The sequence below is a fragment of the Streptomyces sp. NPDC002574 genome, from assembly GCF_042889545.1.
In the GTDB taxonomy this organism is placed as follows: domain Bacteria; phylum Actinomycetota; class Actinomycetes; order Streptomycetales; family Streptomycetaceae; genus Actinacidiphila.
This window is the reverse complement of sequence record NZ_JBIARB010000007.1, coordinates 1-17,000: the sequence shown is the minus strand read 5'-3', so window position 1 is coordinate 17,000 and position 17,000 is coordinate 1. Positions and strand designations below refer to the sequence as shown.

General features: G+C 73.5%; 16 protein-coding genes. 10 read left to right on the top strand and 6 right to left on the bottom strand.

The window, feature by feature from the left end:
• The first annotated feature begins 63 nt into the window (after nucleotides 1–63).
• Nucleotides 64–645 carry a GNAT family N-acetyltransferase gene (locus tag ACFYXS_RS17540; RefSeq protein ID WP_389248934.1) on the top strand — a complete coding sequence of 194 codons (582 nt, stop codon included), beginning with the start codon at nucleotides 64–66 and terminating at the stop codon, nucleotides 643–645.
• 202 nt (nucleotides 646–847) lie between these two features.
• Here the strand turns inward: ACFYXS_RS17540 and ACFYXS_RS17535 are convergent, their stop codons facing one another.
• Entirely contained in the window at nucleotides 848–1,495 is a 648-nt protein-coding gene (locus tag ACFYXS_RS17535; RefSeq protein WP_389248932.1) for a TetR/AcrR family transcriptional regulator, read from the bottom strand.
• 133 nt (nucleotides 1,496–1,628) lie between these two features.
• On the opposite strand from ACFYXS_RS17535, the gene ACFYXS_RS17530 reads away from it, so the two are divergent.
• From ACFYXS_RS17530 to ACFYXS_RS17520, 3 genes are all read left to right on the top strand, one after another.
• Nucleotides 1,629–2,528 carry a VOC family protein gene (locus ACFYXS_RS17530; protein WP_389248930.1) on the top strand — a complete coding sequence of 300 codons (900 nt, stop codon included), beginning with the start codon at nucleotides 1,629–1,631 and terminating at the stop codon, nucleotides 2,526–2,528.
• A gap of 136 nt (nucleotides 2,529–2,664) precedes the next feature.
• Complete coding sequence (locus ACFYXS_RS17525; RefSeq protein ID WP_389248928.1) at nucleotides 2,665–4,983, top strand: serine/threonine-protein kinase; 2,319 nt, start codon at nucleotides 2,665–2,667, stop codon at nucleotides 4,981–4,983.
• A 361-nt stretch (nucleotides 4,984–5,344) separates the two neighbouring features.
• Nucleotides 5,345–5,527, top strand: a complete 183-nt coding sequence (locus tag ACFYXS_RS17520; protein WP_389248926.1) for a hypothetical protein — start codon at nucleotides 5,345–5,347, stop codon at nucleotides 5,525–5,527.
• A 107-nt stretch (nucleotides 5,528–5,634) separates the two neighbouring features.
• Here the strand turns inward: ACFYXS_RS17520 and ACFYXS_RS17515 are convergent, their stop codons facing one another.
• The 3 genes from ACFYXS_RS17515 to ACFYXS_RS17505 form a co-directional block, all read right to left on the bottom strand.
• Complete coding sequence (locus ACFYXS_RS17515; protein WP_389248924.1) at nucleotides 5,635–5,778, bottom strand: hypothetical protein; 144 nt, start codon at nucleotides 5,776–5,778, stop codon at nucleotides 5,635–5,637.
• 319 nt (nucleotides 5,779–6,097) lie between these two features.
• Entirely contained in the window at nucleotides 6,098–6,232 is a 135-nt protein-coding gene (locus tag ACFYXS_RS17510) for a hypothetical protein (protein WP_389248922.1), read from the bottom strand.
• Between the two features lie 167 nt (nucleotides 6,233–6,399).
• Nucleotides 6,400–9,339 (bottom strand): BTAD domain-containing putative transcriptional regulator, encoded by a 2,940-nt coding sequence (locus ACFYXS_RS17505; protein ID WP_389248920.1) that lies wholly within the window; start codon nucleotides 9,337–9,339, stop codon nucleotides 6,400–6,402.
• Nucleotides 9,340–9,676: 337 nt separating this feature from the next.
• Here ACFYXS_RS17505 and ACFYXS_RS17500 point away from each other — a divergent pair, with 337 nt between their 5' ends.
• From ACFYXS_RS17500 to ACFYXS_RS17480, 5 genes are all read left to right on the top strand, one after another.
• A complete protein-coding gene (locus ACFYXS_RS17500; RefSeq protein ID WP_389248918.1) occupies nucleotides 9,677–10,369 on the top strand; it encodes an AMP-binding protein in 693 nt (230 codons plus the stop codon).
• Between the two features lie 164 nt (nucleotides 10,370–10,533).
• Complete coding sequence (locus ACFYXS_RS17495; RefSeq protein WP_389248916.1) at nucleotides 10,534–10,968, top strand: hypothetical protein; 435 nt, start codon at nucleotides 10,534–10,536, stop codon at nucleotides 10,966–10,968.
• A 229-nt stretch (nucleotides 10,969–11,197) separates the two neighbouring features.
• The gene (locus ACFYXS_RS17490) at nucleotides 11,198–13,204 is read left to right on the top strand and encodes a nitrate- and nitrite sensing domain-containing protein (protein ID WP_389248914.1); all 2,007 of its coding nucleotides are present in this window, start codon (nucleotides 11,198–11,200) and stop codon (nucleotides 13,202–13,204) included.
• On the top strand, nucleotides 13,201–13,623 hold the full coding sequence (locus ACFYXS_RS17485; protein ID WP_389248912.1) for a roadblock/LC7 domain-containing protein: 423 nt from the start codon (nucleotides 13,201–13,203) through the stop codon (nucleotides 13,621–13,623). The genes ACFYXS_RS17490 and ACFYXS_RS17485 overlap by 4 nt, the downstream gene beginning before the upstream one ends.
• Nucleotides 13,624–13,707: 84 nt before the next feature.
• Nucleotides 13,708–14,538 carry an LLM class F420-dependent oxidoreductase gene (locus tag ACFYXS_RS17480; RefSeq protein ID WP_389248910.1) on the top strand — a complete coding sequence of 277 codons (831 nt, stop codon included), beginning with the start codon at nucleotides 13,708–13,710 and terminating at the stop codon, nucleotides 14,536–14,538.
• A gap of 22 nt (nucleotides 14,539–14,560) precedes the next feature.
• On the opposite strand, the gene ACFYXS_RS17475 is transcribed toward ACFYXS_RS17480, so the two are convergent.
• Together ACFYXS_RS17475 and ACFYXS_RS17470 are read right to left on the bottom strand one after the other, a co-directional pair.
• Nucleotides 14,561–14,911, bottom strand: coding sequence for a thioredoxin family protein (locus ACFYXS_RS17475; RefSeq protein WP_389248908.1), 351 nt, complete (start codon nucleotides 14,909–14,911; stop codon nucleotides 14,561–14,563).
• Complete coding sequence (locus ACFYXS_RS17470) at nucleotides 14,911–15,309, bottom strand: MerR family transcriptional regulator (protein WP_389248906.1); 399 nt, start codon at nucleotides 15,307–15,309, stop codon at nucleotides 14,911–14,913. The genes ACFYXS_RS17475 and ACFYXS_RS17470 overlap by 1 nt, the downstream gene beginning before the upstream one ends.
• 122 nt (nucleotides 15,310–15,431) lie before the next feature.
• Here ACFYXS_RS17470 and cofG point away from each other — a divergent pair.
• Nucleotides 15,432–17,000 (top strand): 7,8-didemethyl-8-hydroxy-5-deazariboflavin synthase CofG (gene cofG, locus ACFYXS_RS17465; RefSeq protein WP_389248904.1); only part of this gene is annotated, 1,569 nt, incomplete at its 3' end.

Below are 17,000 nucleotides of genomic sequence, written 5' to 3'. Positions count from 1 at the left end.
CGGCGGGTCGGTCGGGCAGGAGCACGGGCCCCGCGTACGGCCTCCCGCGGCGGTTGGTTGAATATGGCCGTGCAGGAACCCGTGCTGGTACCCGTCGAGTTGCAGGCGCACGGCCTGCTGCTCAGACCGTGGGAGGACACCCCGGGAGATTTCGCCGCCGCTCTGCGGGGTCTGAGCGACCCGGACTTCCGGCGCTGGAACTCCGCGGTCGTGCCCCGGCCGGACGAGAGCGGCGCGCGCGACTTCCTGCGCCGGCGGCGCGAGGGATGGGGCGCGGGCGACCTCGCCTCCTTCGCGGTGACCGAGGACGGCTCCGTGCTCGGGCAGGCCGCCATCGGCATGATCGACCGGCCGATGCGCACCGCCCGCGTCAGTTACTGGCTGCTCCCCGAGGCGCGCGGCCGCGGGGTCGCCTCCCGGGCCCTGGAGACGGTCACCCGCTGGTCCTTCCGCGACCTGGGCCTGCACCGCCTGGAACTCGGCCACGCGGTCGGCAACGAGCCCTCCTGCGCCGTCGCCGGTCGTTGCGGCTACCCCCTGGAGGGCGTTCTGCGGGGGGCGATGGTCGACATCTCCGGCCGCCTGCGCGACGTCCACCTGCACAGCCGCCTGGCGACGGACCCCCTGCCGGCCGCCGGGGCCTGAGGCGCCCGCGGGCCGCGCGGACCGGCGCGCCCCTCGCTCGACCGAACGGGTGCCCCCGCCGGAACCGCCGGAACCGCCGGGGCCGGGAGAAAAGGAAACGCGGGCGCCGTTCCGGCAACCTCCCCCGAGGACCGGTCGGCGCCCGCGTCTTTGCAGGCAGGACTATGTGGCAAGGACATAAGAAGGCCGTGAGCGGCGGGAATCAGCGCGTCGGCTTCTTGCCCGTCACTCCCAGATGTACGAGCAGCGCCAGATTCGGCTTCAACTCGGCCTGTTTGACGCCCCAGCTCTGGAAGCCCTTCTGGTGTCCGGCGACCGCGGCGAGCATGGCCACCAGGGAACCGGCGACGGCCGCCGGAGTGACGTCCTTGTCGACCCGGCCCTTGCTCTGGAGCTCCTTGACCGAATCCGAAAGGGAGTTGGTGAGGGGGTTGAGGATCTTCATGCGGATCTTGTAGAACCGCTTGTCCCCTTCGGCCGCACCCAGATCCACGACCCGCAGGATGGCGTCGTGCTTGCGCCAGAAGGAGAGGAAGCCCTCGACGAGTTCCTCCGCCGCGGTGGCACCGGCCTTGCCGACCCAGGAGCGACCGGCCACGAGGTCCGTCAACGCGGCGCCCTCCTTGGCCATCTCCTCGGCAAGCTCGAGCACGGCGCCCTCGACGTCGGGGAAGTATTGGTAGAACGTTGCGGGGGAGGTACCCGCCATCCGGGCGACGTCGATGACCTTGACGTCCCGGTACGGCGACGTGCTGAGCATTTCGCTGAGGCAGTCGAGCAGCTTCTGCCGCGTCGCCTGACCCCGACGTCCTGCCACACGGCCGTCGACGGTGCGAACTTGTCCTGTCATGCCGTCAGTTTACGGGCTGGTGATCAGCGCGCGATTCGGTGCCTGCAAATGGGGAAGGCCATGTGTTCGATTTTTCCTCGGGCGGGGTTGAGGATCGGCCGATAACGTGTCAAGTCAGACACTCCGTCGATCCATGCGAATCACCGCGCGAATCACGACACGAATCGAGGACCAGATGGCCGGATACGCCGACGGCGTGCCCTGCTGGGCGGACGCCATGCTCAACGACCTGGAGGCGGGAAAACGCTTCTACGGTGAGCTGCTCGGCTGGACCTTCGGGGCGACGGATCCGGAGTGGTCCTCCTACACCCAGGCCTACGGTCCGGGCGGGAAGAACGTCGCCGCGCTGTCGCCCAAGCCCGACGGCCGCATGCCGACGGTCTGGAACCTCTACCTCGCCTCGTCCGACATCCAGGACACCGCCCGCAGGATCCGCGACGCGGGCGGTCAACTCATCATGGAACCCATGGCCGTTGGGCCCTTCGGCTCCATGCTGACCGCGGCCGACCCGACCGGGGCGGTCTTCGGCGGCTGGCAGGCCGGCACGCACGCGGGCTTCGAGACGACCGACCGGCCCGGCTCCTACATCTGGGCCGAGATCTTCACCCGTGACGCGGCGACGACCGACGCCTTCTACGAGGAGGTCTTCGGGTACCGCGGCAAGGAGATCTTCGAGAAGGCCGAGGCCGCCGCGAAGGCCGGCACCGCGGCCGCCGGGAACGCCGCGGACGGCCCGGGCACCGATTTCCGGATCCTCGTCCCCGCCGGCCAGGACGTCGCCGTCGCCAACGCCGTGCTCGGCCGCTTCCGGATGAGCGGGCGGTACCCCGACGAGATGCCCCCGCACATCCTCGTCTATTTCGCCGTCGAGGACGCCGACCGGGCCGCGGAGACCGTCGTACGGCTCGGCGGCCGCGTCACACGCGGGCCGCTGGACTCCCCTTTCGGCCGGTTTCTGCTGGTGAGCGACGACCAGGGGGCCCAATTCGGGCTCATCGACCCCACCACGACGGTCGGTGAGAAGCCGTCCTGACATACGGCCGATCCGCAAGCGAATCTCAGGTAATCGCGTGTCGACACCGCCCCGGGTTCGCAACTGATACTCATCCCAGGAAGAATCAGGGAACGGACCCCGGGACGGGGGGAACCCACGGGGAGGTGGCAGGGCAGTGGTGCAGCAGCTGACGCAGCACGATCCGAGACGGATCGGCCCTTTCGAGGTGCTGGGCCGGCTGGGCGCGGGTGGCATGGGCCTGGTCTACCTCGCCCGCTCGGCGTCCGGTCGGCGCGTGGCGATCAAGACCGTACGCGCAGAGCTCGCCGAGGACCAGCTGTTCCGCGTGCGCTTCGCCCGTGAGGTCGAGGCCGCCCGCGCGGTCAGCGGTTTCTACACGGCCGCGGTGGTCGACGCCGACCCCAGGGCCGCCGTGCCCTGGCTGGCCACGGCGTTCGTGCCCGCGCCGTCCCTCGAGGAGATCGTCAACGAGTCCGGGCCGCTGCCCGTCCAGGCCGTGCGGTGGCTGGCGGCCGGTATCGCGGAGGCGCTGCAGTCCATCCACGGGGCGGGCCTGGTCCACCGCGACATGAAGCCGTCCAACGTGCTGGTGGTCGAGGACGGCCCGCGCGTGATCGACTTCGGCATCGCGAGCGGGGTGTCCAACACCCGGCTGACGATGACGAACGTGGCCGTGGGCACACCCGCGTACATGTCGCCCGAGCAGGCGAAGGACTCGCGCAGCGTGACCGGCGCGAGCGACGTGTTCTCGCTCGGCTCCACGCTGGTCTTCGCGGCCACCGGGCACGCGCCCTTCCACGGCGCCAACCCCGTCGAGACGGTCTTCATGCTGCTGCGGGAGGGCCCGGACCTGGCGGGGCTCCCGTCGGACCTGCGGCCGCTGATCGAGGCCTGCATGCGGATGGAGGCCGAGCGCCGGCCCAGCCCGGCGGACCTTCAGGCGCAGCTGGCGCCGCACCTGTTCTCCTCCGCCGGCGACGACACCGGTACCGCCTCCGCCTGGTTGCCGCCCGCGGCGGTCGGCCTCATAGAGGAACGGCGCAGCGGCGGCCGGGCCGGCGGTCCTGGCGGCCTCGGCGCGCCCGCGGTGCCCCCGATGCCGCCCAAGCCGCCCGCGGCCCCCGTGCAGCCCCCCAGGGCCCCCGTGGAGGCCCCCGGCGGCCCGGTGCAGCTCGCGGGCTCCGCGCCGATAGGGCCCGGGATGCGGGTCGCGGAGCGCAGGAGCCAGACCGCCGCGGCACCCGCGGGCGACGGGCTCGGCTGGTCCGGCCGCGGCGGTGCCGCGGGCGCCCCGGCGGCCGTGCCCGGTCAGGGCCAGGGCGGCGGGGCGCAGCCGCCCGCCGGACCGCACGGGGAGTGGCGCCCGTGGCGTTTTCGCATGTCCAACGACGTGTGGGGGACGCCCGTCGTCTCCGGGGGCCGGCTCTACGTCACCTCCTTCGAGGTGCACGCCCTCGACGTCGCCACCGGGCGGCGGCAGTTCAAGACCCGTGACGTGGCCTGGACGATGGCCGTCTCCGAGGGCCGCATCCACGGCTCCGACGGACCGAGCCTGTACGCCCTGGACGCCGCCGACGGCACCGAGCGGTGGCGTACGGGGGTCGACGGCTGGATCTACTCGCTGCGGGCCGAGGCGGGCAGCGTCGTCACCGGCACGCGCGGCGGCGGCGTCCAGGTCTGGGACGCGGCGAGCGGGCGGCTGCGCTGGGAGCGCGGCGGCGCGCAGACGGAGTTCGAGACCCCCGAGTCGGGGCCGAGCATCACCGGCGGCGTCGTCTACTTCCACGGCGGCGGCCGGCTGCACGCGCTGGACGTGACGACCGGCGCCGAGCGCTGGTCGTACCCGACCGGCGACGGCGGCGCCATGCCGACCCGTCCGGTCGTCGAGGACGGCTCGGTGTTCGCGACCGCGGGCAACCGCGTGCTGGCGCTCGACGCCCGCAGCGGCGCCGAGCGGTGGCGCTTCGACGCCCCCGCGGTGATGTTCGGGCCGCCCGCGTACGTCCCGGGCCCCGGCGTCTCCGGCGGCGGCGTCTACGTCGCCGACTACCTCGGCACCGTCTACGCCCTCGACCCCGCCGACGGGCGGGACCGCTGGCGGGTCGCCACCGAGCAGCGGCAGAGCGTCGAGCCCGTGCTGGTGGCCGGTGGCTCCGTCATGCTCGGCGCGGGCAGCGCGCTCTACACGCTCGACGCGGTCTCCGGCACCCCGAAGTGGCGCTTCGCCGCGCAGGGGGAGATCGTCGGCTCGCCCGTCGTCGCCGACGGGCGCGTCCACTTCGGTTCCAAGGACCACTGCCTCTACACCGTCGACGCCGGCGGCGGGCAGTTGCGCTGGAAGCTGGAGACGGGCGGCGAGATCACCGGCTCCCCGGTCGTCGCCGACGGAGTCGTCTACGCCAGCAGCAAGGACCGTTGCGTCTACGCCCTCAACGCGGTCAAGGGCACGGAAGCGGCCACCCGCCGCGCCTGAGCCCCGTGCGGTCTCGGGCGGTTCGCCCGCCGGCCGCGCGGCGCCCGCGCCCGCCCCGGTTCGCGTACGGGTGAGCGGCCGTCGCTGCCTCACACGGAAGGGGCGGGCGACGGCCGCCGTTACGCAACTTACGCCTCACTTGCCACAGGCGCCACGCGGGGGGTCCACGAGCAGGACCTGCCGGGTCACCGGCCCGCGGACGCCGATGCGCTGGGCGTGCGCCGCACTTCTCGGTGTCGAATGCCCGATCCGCCCGTTACGTACGGGCGGTGGGGAGCGTTGCCCTTTTCGGCTTCTCCTGGGCGCGCCCGCTCTGCCGCGGGCACACGGACGCGTCCCGCACCAACGAAGGGACAGCGTCATGGCGACACCCCGGCAGTACGAGCACGAGCAGGCCACGGTCGGCCAGGGGCAGCAGGCCCCCGTCGTGCTCCCGCAGCGCAGGGCCGCCGCCCTTGACCCCGCGCCGGTGATCGACGCGGGCCGCCTCGCACGGCTCCCCCGCGGACTCGGCGACCAACTGCGTCGCACGCACAACATCTGACGCGTCGGCGCGCTTGACCGCCGCCCACGGCGCGGGAGTTGTCCGCCGGGAGACGCGGATGTCCCTCCCGCCGGAGCAGGAGGGACATCGGTGCCGGCCGGCCGAGGTCAGCTGGAGTGCCAGTTGTCCGGTGCGACGACGGTCTGGTGCCAAGCGTCCGGGCTGTCCGCGGCGGCGGCCGGGACCGCCGCGGCGAGGAATCCGGCCGCGACGGCGGCGAGGACGACGACGGCCTTGCGTACGAGCTTCACGATGCCTCCGGGAAGAGGCCGGGCGCGCGGCCCGGCGGTCACGTGCGTACGGGCGGTACCGGTGGAGAAGTCGAGCCGCCGGCCGCGGCGGGGCGATCCCGGTCGGGAAGACGCCTCCGGTCGGTGCGGCCGATGACAAAGGCCGACTGCGGCGCCCCCTCCACGCCGCAGTCGGCCCGTCGTGCGTGTGCTGTTCCCCCACCGGATGACGCTCCCCCCCAGGTGCGTCATCCGGTCGTGTCCCCCCGTGTCCCCCGTGGTGCCCCCGTTCCCCCCCCCGTCGGCTCCCCGCTCCCCCCGAAGCGCGGAAGCCGGGAGATCAGGTCTGGTGCCAGTTGTCCGGCTTGACGACGGTGCCGTCGTCCTTGACGGTCACCTCTTCGGTGGTCTCCTCCTCGGTAGGAGTGACCTCGGGCTCCTCGACGGCGCCGGCCTCGGGCGTGGTCTCGCTCATGCTGTCTCCTCCTGCGAACTGGGCTGACGCGAAGCCCGCCTGGCAACGACCCCCGTGCGCCACCAGGCGGGCGGCTTCGCACTGATGGAATCGTGGCAGGAGGCGATAATCAACTGATAAACGGAATTGTTGACGTCCTGTGCCTGGGGTGTTGCGCGGTCCGGACGTCAGACGGCGACCGCGGCCGGGGCGGCGGGGCCCCCGAGCAACTGCCGGACGGACTCCGCCTCGGGTGCCCCCAGGGCCGTGAACTCCGCGAGGGCGTCCCGCCAGCAGGCACGGGCCCGGTCGGGCTGCCCCATGCCGTCGAGGGACCTGCCCAGGACGGTGAGCGCGTGCGCCCGCCGCCAGGTGCCGCCCGTCTCGCGCAGGAGATTGAGCGACTGCTCGGCCAGGGAGGCCGCCTGCCGGTGCCCACGGGAGGCGAGTTGGACCTCCGCCATCCGGAAGAGCGTCATCCCCTCCCACAACTGCTGCCGTGCCTCACGGAATATGGGGAGCGCCTCGGTGAGGCACGCGTACGCCTCTTCCTCGCGGTGCGCGGCGGTGAGGGCGATGCCCAGGGCGTACAGGCCGTTGCCGAGGCGGAATCCCGCCCGCAGCCCGCGATAGATCGACAGCGCCTCCTCGGCCGCGGCGACGGCGGCCGGGACGTCGCCGAGTTCGTTCCTGACCCGGGAGAGATTGCTCAGGGCCGCGGCTTCGCCGTGCCGGTTGGCGTCGGCGCGGAAGCCGTCGAGGGCGTGCTGGTAATGGCCGGCCGCCTCCTCGAAACGCCGACCGTAGGCGGCGATCATGCCCCGGAGTATGGACGCGTAACTGCACGTCAGCGGATCGTCGCAGGCGACGCTGAGGACGAGGGCGCGCTGGGCCTCCCGGTCGGCGTCGGCGAAGTGGCCTGCCAGGCCGAGGAGCTGGCCGAGGAGGACGCGCGCCCGCGCCTCCACGAGCTCCTCGCCGCAGGCGCTCGCCGTGGTGACCAGGGCGCGCGTGGACTGCTCGAATTGGCGCGCGTAGACACCGGACTCCATCAGGTCCTGGGCGGTGAAGAGTAGGTCCACGGCCCGCCGCATCGGGCCCTCGCAGCCGTCGCCCGCGGCCTGCTGGACGGCGGCGAGCAGGCTGGGCGCCTCGGTGAAGAGCCAGTCGAGACCCTCCTCGCGGGACGCGAAGACCAGGCCGGGGCGGCCGACCGGGCTGAGGTGGTCCAGGACGCGGTCGCCGGGGTTCTCCAGCTCGTAGGTGCGGGCGGCCGACGCGAGGTAGAAGTCGAGCAGCCGCGACAGGGCCGCGCAGCGGGCGTCCTCGCCCTCGTGGCGTTCGGCGCAGTCGCGGGCGTACAGGCGCAGGAGGTCGTGGTAGCGGTAGCGGGCGGGTCCTGCCGACTCGATGAGGCTGATGTCGACCAGGGCCTCCAGCAGTTCCTCCGCGTCGTAGACGTCCATGTCCAGGACGGCCGCCCCCGCCTCCAGCGAGATGTCCGGGCCGTCGGCGAGGGCCAGCAGCCGGAAGGCGCGGGCCTGTTGCGGGGTGAGCTGGCCGTAGCCGAGTTCGAAGGTGGCCTTGACGGCGAGGTCGCCGGCCTTGAGCTCGTCCAGGCGGCGGCGTTCGTCGCTGAGCTTGCGGGCGAGGAAGGCGACGGTCCAGGTGCGCCGGGTGGCCAGGCGGGAGGCGGCGATGCGGATGGCGAGCGGCAGGAAGCCGCAGGCGGCGACGACGTCGAGAGCGGCCTGGCGTTCGCCGGCGACGCGCTCCTCGCCCACGATGCGGGTGAAGAGCTGCAGCGCCTCCTCGGGGCTCATGACGTCGAGGTCGACCAAGTGCGCCCCCGCCAGGTCGACCATCCGGGCCCGGCTGGTGATCAGGGCGGCGCAGCCGGGCGTGCCGGGCAGCAGGTGGCGGATCTGGGCGGCGTCGTGGGCGTTGTCCAGCAGGGCCAGTACGCGCCGGCCGGCGAGGGTGGAGCGGTAGAGCGCGGCCCGGTCGGCCAGGGACTCCGGGATGGTGGCGTCGGTGACGCCGAGGGAGCGCAGGAAGGAGGCGAGCACCGTCTCCGGCTCGGTGGGACGGGGGCCGGTGCCCTGCAGGTCGACGTAGAGCTGCCCGTCGGGGAAGGCCCCCGCGACGGCGTGCGCGACGTGGACGGCGAGCGTGGTCTTGCCGACACCGCCGATGCCGGCGACGGCCGAGACCGCCATGACGCCGCCCTCGGCGGAGGCGGCGGCCAGGCGGTCGCCGAGCTCGCGGACGAAGGCGGCACGACCGGTGAAGTCGGCGACGGTGGCGGGGAGCTGGGCCGGGCGCACCGGCTCGGCGGCCGACTCGGCCTGCGGCACGGGCGGCGGCAGCAGCGCCGGGTCGGCCTCCAGGATGCGCTGGTGGAGGTCGGTGAGCTCGGTGCCGGGATCGACGCCCAGCTCGTCGCCGAGCAGTCTTCGGGTGTCGGCGAAGACGCCCAGCGCCTCGGCCTGCCGCCCGCCGCGGTACAGCGCCAGCATCAGCAGGGCGCGCAGCCGCTCGCGCAGCGGGTGCTCCGCGGACAGCACGGTCAGCTCGGAGACGGCCTCGGCGTGGCAGCCCGCCTGGAGGTCCAGGTCGAGGCAGGTCTCGGTGATCTGCAGCCGCCATTCCAGCAGCCGGACGCGCTGCGTCTCCGCGTACGGGCCGGGCAGCCCCGCCAGCGGCTCGCCGTCGAACAGGGCCAGCGCGGAGCGCAGTTCGTCGCGGGCCGAGGACAGGTCAGCGGCGGCGCGGGCCTTCTCCGCCGCGGAGCAGTGCTGCTCGGCGCGGACGAGGTCGAAGTCGTCGCCGGGTCGCAGGAGGTAGCCGCCGTCGACGGTGGCCAGGGCGTCCGCGCCGAGGGCCTTGCGGAGTCGGAAGGCGTAACTGCGCAGCGCGGCCAGGGCGGTGGGCGGGGGCTCCTCGCCCCACAGGGCGTCCACCAGCTCCTGCGCGGTCGCGGTGCGGCCGCCGCGCAGCAGCAAGGCGCCGAGGAGCGCCCTTTGCTGGGGTGGCCCGGCGGGGACGGGCTGCCCGCCGCGCCAGGCCCGCACCGGGCCGAGGACCGCGAAGCGCAGCGCTCCGCCAGGGTCCGTACCGCTTCCCATGCCTGCCCCCAGGTGCCGACTGCCGTTCGCGAACAGCGCGTATATCGATCGTTCATCGCGAACCGGAACAGTGTCCGCAGACGACAGTTCCGGTCTTTCGGATCTGCCGACTGTGCCAGTTTGCCGTGCCAACCTGTTCGCGGTCACCTATGGGTGACTTTCGGGGGGCGCGCTTTGAGGGGTTACGGGGAATGTTCGCGGTCTTTTCGCATGATCTGTGCTCATATGCCTTTGGTGTGACCACTGTTCGTCAGAGGGGGGTGAAGGGCCGCCGATGTGCTCACGATGCGGACGGGAGCCGGTGAGCGGTGCCCGGGCCGGGATCGGTGGCCCCGTGGTGAGCGTGTACCGCCTGCCGGGCCCCGCACTGCGCCGCCGCGCGCTGCGGCAACCGGGCGGCCGCCCCTATGTGCCGTACGACTGCGACTTCGCCGGCCTCGACCGGCGGGCCCGCGCGGTCGCCGCGGGCCTGGGCCGCCTGCTGCCGCCCGGCAGCCGCGTGCTGCTGGACTACCCGCAGGGCGTGGACCTGGCGGGTGCCTTCTACGGCTGTCTGTACGCGGGCATGGCCGCGGTGCCGCTGGTCGCGGGGGGCCCGGACGGGCCGGGGACCGTCGCCGAGGCCGTCGAGCGGTGCCGTCCCGCGGCGGTGCTCACCGGCGGCGACGCGTGGACCGCCCTGGCGGTCGACCGCACCCGCACCCAGGTCGTCGAGGCCGACGGCCGCCGCATGGCGGGGGAGCCGGTGCCGCGACTGGCGGAGGAATGGCGGCCGGTGGGGGTGCTGCGCACCGCGCCCGCGTACGAGCGGTACGTCGCCGACGGGCTCGGCGGGGGACGGATCGAACCCGCGCTGCGCCACGGCGACCTCGCGGACGTGGTCGGCGAGCTGGCCGCCGCGGCCGGCACGGGCACCACGGAGGACAGCCTCGGCTGGATCGCCTCCGTCCACGGTGTGGAGGACGCGGTCTGGCGCATGCTGCTGCCCGTGCACGCCCTCCGCCGCCCCAGGCCGCTCGGGCCCGCCTGACGCCCGCCGGGTCCACCCCGCCCCGCTCCACCGCCGCCGTCCCGGCTGTGGGGCGGGGCGCCGGAGTGTGCGGGCGGGAGTTCGCCCGCTGTTCGCCCGGCGGTCGAGACGTGCCGAGCGGCCGCCTGATGGGCTGGACGCGCACAGCGGGAGGAGCGCGGCCGATGGGTCTGATCACCGAGTTGTGGCTGGCCGGCGAGGTCCCGGCGCACGACGGCCTGTACCGGGCGGACGGCACGGCGCTCGGCGTGCACATCGACGGCCCGCGGCTGTCGGCGTTCCGCGTCGGCGAGCCCTTCGACCTGGCGGCGCTGCTGGCCGGGGACCCGGAGCTCGTCACCTCGGCCGATCCCCACCCGCGGGGCACCGCCGAACTCCCGGACGGCACCGGGTACGTGTGCTGCGGCGACGGCGCACACGGCTCGCAGGGCTTCTTCGCCCGGCTGGACTCCGACGGCAACCTGCTGTGGGTCGTCGCGCTCGGGCGGTCCAACCCCTTCGTCCGCGCCGAGGCCGCGGGGCCGCACGCCACCTTCACCAACAACCTCGGCCACGCCCTCACCGTGGACCTCACGGCCCCGGCGTTCGCGCCGCGTTGACACCGAAGCGGGTGCCATGTCCCGGATACGGCATACGCGCCGTTTTCGCGGCACTGCGGGATTCCGGCCACCCAAAGGCCAACATCAGCTCACGGGTCCGAAATTGACGATTCGATTCCGGCCGCTACCATGCTGGCGCATGACGGTGCGGAAGGCGCGACGGCGACCTCGATCGATCTTCAGAGCCCTCCCCCGTCCCCTGCCGGGATGGCGGACCATCCGGGGCCGGGTGGCGGTCGTCCTCGCCGTTCCGACGTGCCTGCTACTCGCCTTCGTCGGGCTCGCCGTCGAACTGCGCGCCGAGGACTACGGCGACGCCAGCACCACCCGCTCCGAGATCGAACTGTCGCTGCGGCTGCGGTCCCTCGTCCACCAGCTGCAGCTGGAACGCGGCCTGACCAACGGCCTGCTGGGCGGTGAGACCCGGTACGGCAAGCAACTCGTCGCCACCCGCAAGCTCGTCGACGTCCAGCTGCACGACCTGCGCGACCAGCCCGCCGTCGAGGACGTGATCCAGACGCGCCTGGGCCGGCTCGCCGGAACGCGCGCCGACGTCGACTCCGACATCGCCGGCCGGGACGCGACGATCACCTTCTACACCTACGCCATCACGGGCCTGAACGCCGTCGACCCGGCGGCCGGCACCGCCACCCGCGGCGACCGGCAGCTGCGCGACGGCGTCGCCGCGCTCCAGGCGCTGGCCCAGGCCAAGGAGGCGCTCGCCAACGAGCGCAGCTCGCTCAACGGCGTCTTCGCCTACGGCGCCTTCCGGCGCGCCGAGTACCTGGAGTTCATCCAGGAGCGCGCCGAGCGGCTGGCCGCCATCGGCCGCTTCCGGCAGGTCGCCACGGCGGACCAGCGCCTCCTGCTGGACCAGGCCTTCGGCACCACCGCCGCCAACGACACCTTCACGTACGAGCAGCTGGCCGAGCGCGGTGTCGACGGCTCGCGCCTCAACGTCGACTCCCGGGCGTGGTGGAAGGGCACCGGCACCCTCAACGACGACCTGTACACGGTGCAGCTCCAGGTCGGTGCCGACGTCACGGACCGTACCCGGGCGCTCAGCGACGAGGCGGCCGGCTCGCTCGCCCTGTACGTCGTCATGGGCGTGCTCATCCTCGGCATCGTCAGCGCCGCCGCGGCGCTCGCCTCCCGTTCCATCACCCGTCCGCTGGCCGCCCTGGCCGGCGGGGCGGACGACATCGCCCGCAGGCGGCTCCCCGAGGCGGTCTCGCGCATCCAGCAGGCCCGTTCCGCGGGCGCCTCCCCGCCGGAACCCGCAGAACCCGCGGGCGTCCTGGTGCGGCACGGCGCGGCCGAGATCGCCGAGGTCGCCACCGCCCTGGGCAATGTCGAGCGCACCGCCCTCGACCTCGCCGCGGAACAGGCCCGGCTGCGCGCCAACACCACCGAGTCGCTGGCCAACCTGGGCCGCCGCAACCAGGGCCTCATCCGCCGCCAGCTGGGTCTGATCACCAAGCTGGAGAGCCGGGAGCTCGACCCGGACGAACTCGCCGAGCTCTTCGAGCTGGACCACCTGGCCACCCGCATGCGCCGCAACGCCGAGAGCCTGCTGGTCCTCACCGGTCAGCACACCGCCCGGCCGATCGCCCGCCCGGCGACCGCGCTGGAGGTCGTCCGGTCGGCGGTCGCCCAGGTCGAGCAGTACCGGCGGGTGATGGTCGCCCAGGTCGAACGGGGCAGCCTGCGCGGCCATGTGGTCACCGACGTCGCCCACCTGCTGGCCGAACTCATCGAGAACGGGCTGACGTTCTCCCCGCCCGAGGAGTCCGTGGACGTGCACGGCTGGCGCGACGAGGTGGCGGGGGAGTACTGCTTCGCGGTCGTCGACCACGGGGTCGGCATGAGCGCCGCGGACCTGCGGCGGTCCAACGCGCTGCTCGTCGACAGCGGGGACGAGATCTTCCTGTCGGCCCCGACCCGTTTCCTCGGCCACCATGTCGTCGGCCGGCTCGCCCGCCGCCAGGACATCGAGGTGCGGCTCTTCGACACGCCCGAAGGGGGCGTGTCCGCCCTGGTGATCCTGCCCCCCAGACTGCTCGCCCCCGACGAGGAGGAACCGGCGCCACCGGCACCGAAGCCGGGGATCTCGGTGCTCCTGAACGCCTTCCGGGCGGGGGTCGCCCGCGCCGAGACCGGTTCCCCCTCCGCACCCGCCTACGAGGCCGCCCCCCGCCCGGCCTCGTACAGAACCAAAGAAGGAACGCCATCGTGACCACCGCCGTCCAGAGCTTCGGCTGGCTCATATCCGACTTCGTACGGACCACCGACGGTGTCACCGACGCCGTCGCGGTCTCCTCCGACGGCCTGCTGATGGCGGCCTCCGAACGGCTGACCCGCGACCGCGCGGACCATTTGGCCGCCGTCGTCTCGGGCATCACCTCGCTCGCGCAGAACGCGGCCTCCACGCACGGCTTCCACGGCATGAAGCTGGTCATGATCGAGATGCTGGGCGGCTTCATGATGGTCGGCCGCATCCGTGACGGCAGCTGCCTCGGCGTCCTGGCCGCCGAGGGCTGCGACGTCGGCCTCGTCGGCTACGAGATGTCCGTGCTCGCCGACCGCGCCGGTGAGCTGCTCACCCCCGCCCTCGTCACGGAGCTCCGCAACGCCCCGGTCGGCGCCACCGGCTGACCCGTCGTACCAGCCGTGCGGCGGCTTCCCCGCGCCGCGCGCAGGGCCTAGGGTCGCCCCACACACGGGAGGTGCGACGACGCCATGCGGATCGCCACGACGATCTTCCTGACCGACCATTCCGTCCCCGCCGTCCGGCTCGCCCGGGAGCTGGAGGAGCGCGGCTTCGACGGGCTGTACCTGCCGGAGCACACCCACATCCCGGTCAGCCGGCGCACCCCGGCGCCGATGGGCGACCCCCTGCCGCCGGAGTACGGCCGCACGCTGGACCCTTTCGTTGGCCTCGCCGCGGCGGCGGCCGTCACCCAGCGGCTGCGGCTCGGCACCGGGATCACGCTGGTCGCCCAGCACGACCCCATCGTTCTGGCCAAACAGGTCGCGAGCCTGGACTTCCTGTCCGGCGGGCGGTTCACCCTGGGTGTCGGCTTCGGCTGGAACGTGGAGGAGGCCGCCGACCACGGCGTGGACTGGCCCCGCCGCCGGGACCTCGTGCGCGACCGGATGGCGGCGATGCGGGCCCTGTGGGCGCCCGAACCCACCGCCTACCAGGGCGCGTACACGAGCGTCGAGGCCAGCCACGCCTGGCCCAAGCCGGTCTCCGGCCCCCGTCCGCGCACCCTGGTGGGGGGCGCCGCCGGGCCCGGGCTCTTCCGGCACATCACCGAGTACGCGGACGGCTGGCTGCCCATCGGCGGCGGCGGGCTCAAGGAGAACCTGCCGGGGCTGCGCCGCGCCTGGGCCGAAGCGGGCCGCGACCCGGCCGGTCCCCAGGTCGTGCCGTACGCGGTCCGCCCGAACCCCGGCAAGCTCGCCCACTACCGCGATCTGGGCCTGGAGGAGGTCGTGCTGCAGCTGCCCTCCGCGGGGACCGCGGACGTACTGCGCACGCTGGACGACTACGCGCGCTATCTCTGAGATCTCACAGCACGTCGAGAGCTCACAGCACGTCGGCCAGTTCCTGCAGCAGCCGCCGCTTGGTGCGCGCCCCGACCGCGGACCAGACCGGTTCGCCGTCGCGGAAGACCATCAGCGTCGGCACCGACAGCACGCCGTAGGCGCTCTGTGCCTGCGGGTTGTGGTCCACGTCCACCTGGACCACCTTCAGCCGGCCCTCCTCCTCCCGGGCGAGCTCGCGCAGCACGGGCTCGATCTGACGGCACGGCGGGCACCAGTCGGCGCCGAACTCCACCAGTACCGGCACGCCGGCCCCCAGCACCTCGGCGGCGAATGTCGCGTCGGACGCCTCGGCCAGGTGCCCGGGGTCCGGGTCCGTTCGGGTCTCGGTCATCACGTACTCCCCTCACAGGTGAACTGACAGCGCGGTTCGGGAGCCGTCGCCGACTCGGCCCGGGCCAGCTGCTCGGCGATCCGGTCCCGCGCCTCGGTGAGCCGGGCGAGGCCGTCGTCCAGCTCCGCGAGCTTGCGCCGGTAGACCTCGAGGGACGCCGGGCACGCGTCCCCCTCGGGGTGACCGGCGCGCAGGCAGTCCACGAAGGGGCGGGTGTCCTCCAGTTCGAAGCCGAAGTCCCGCAGGAACTGGATCTGCCGCAGCAGTCTCAGGTCCGCCTCGTCGTAGGCCCGGTAGCCGTTGCCGGCCCGCCGGGCCCGCAGCAGTCCGAGCGATTCGTAGTACCGCAGGGCGCGCGGTGTGGTGCCGGCCCGTTCGGCGAGTTCTCCGATCCGCATGCCCCGACGGTAGACCCTGACGTCGACGTCAAGGCCAGCGCGGAAATTCCCGTCCGGCCGCAATCGCCCCGGTGATCTACCCGACAGCGCCCGCTGACGGAGGGCGCACCTATGCTCGGAGAATGACGCACACCCCGCCCACCGCCAACAGCATGCGCCGTGCGCTCAAGCGTGCCCGTGACGGCGTCGCCCTCGACACCGCGGAGGCCGCGGTGCTCCTCCAGGCCCGGGGGGACGACCTGGCCGATCTGATGGAGAGCGCCGCCCGGGTGCGGGACGCGGGGCTGGAGGCGGCGGGGCGTCCCGGCGTCATCACCTATTCCAAGAGCGTGTTCATCCCGTTGACGCGGTTGTGCCGGGACAAGTGCCACTACTGCACCTTCGTCACGGTGCCCGGCAAGCTGCGCCGCGCGGGCCACGGGATGTTCATGTCCCCCGACGAGGTGCTGGAGATCGCCCGCCGCGGCGCCGAACTCGGTTGCAAGGAAGCCCTGATCACCCTCGGGGACAAGCCCGAGGACCGCTGGCCGGAAGCGCGCGAGTGGCTGGACGCGCACGGCTACGACGACACGCTGGCCTACGTCCGTGCCATGTCGATCCGGATCCTGGAGGAGACCGGGCTGCTGCCGCACCTCAACCCCGGGGTCATGAGCTGGACGGACTTCCAGCGGCTGAAGCCGGTCGCGCCGTCGATGGGCATGATGCTGGAGACCACGGCGACCCGGCTGTGGTCCGAGCCGGGCGGTCCGCACTACGGCTCGCCCGACAAGGAACCGGCGGTGCGGCTGCGGGTCCTGGAGGACGCCGGGCGCAGCTCGGTGCCGTTCACCAGCGGGCTGCTGATCGGCATCGGTGAGACGTACGAGGAGCGCGCCGAGTCGCTGTTCGCGCTGCGCCGGGTCGCGCGCTCGTACCACGGCATCCAGGAGCTGATCATCCAGAACTTCCGCGCCAAGCCGGACACGGCGATGCGCGGGATGCCGGACGCGGAGCTGGACGACCTGGTCGCCACGGTCGCGGTCGCCCGGCACATCATGGGGCCGGCTGCCTGTCTGCAGGCGCCGCCGAACCTGGTGGACGCGGAGTACGCCCGGCTGATCGGCGCCGGTATCGACGACTGGGGCGGGGTCTCCCCGCTGACGCCGGACCACGTCAACCCCGAGCGCCCGTGGCCGCGGATCGACGAGCTCGCCGAGCACTCGGCGGCGGCCGGCTTCGCCCTGCGGGAACGGCTGTGCGTCTACCCGGAGTTCGTCACCCGGGGCGAGCCGTGGCTGGATCCGCGGCTGCTGCCGCACGTCGCCGCGCTGGCCGATCCGGGCACCGGGCTGGCCCGCGAGGACGCGGTGGTGCGGGGCCGTCCGTGGCAGGAGCCCGACGAGGCCTTCACCGCCACCGGGCGCACCGACCTGCACCGCACCATCGACACCGAGGGCCGCACCGGCGACCGCCGCGACGACTTCGACGAGGTGTACGGCGACTGGGAGGCGCTGCGCGAGCAGGCCGCGCCGGGATTCGTCCCGGACCGCATCGAGGCCGACGTCCGCACCGCGCTCTCCGTCGCCGCCGACGACCCGACCAAGCTCACCGACGCCGAGGCGTTGGCGTTGTTCCATGCCGATGGTGCGGCGTTGGACGCGTTGGCGCGGATCGCGGACGACGTGCGGCGGGACACGGTGGGCGACGAGGTG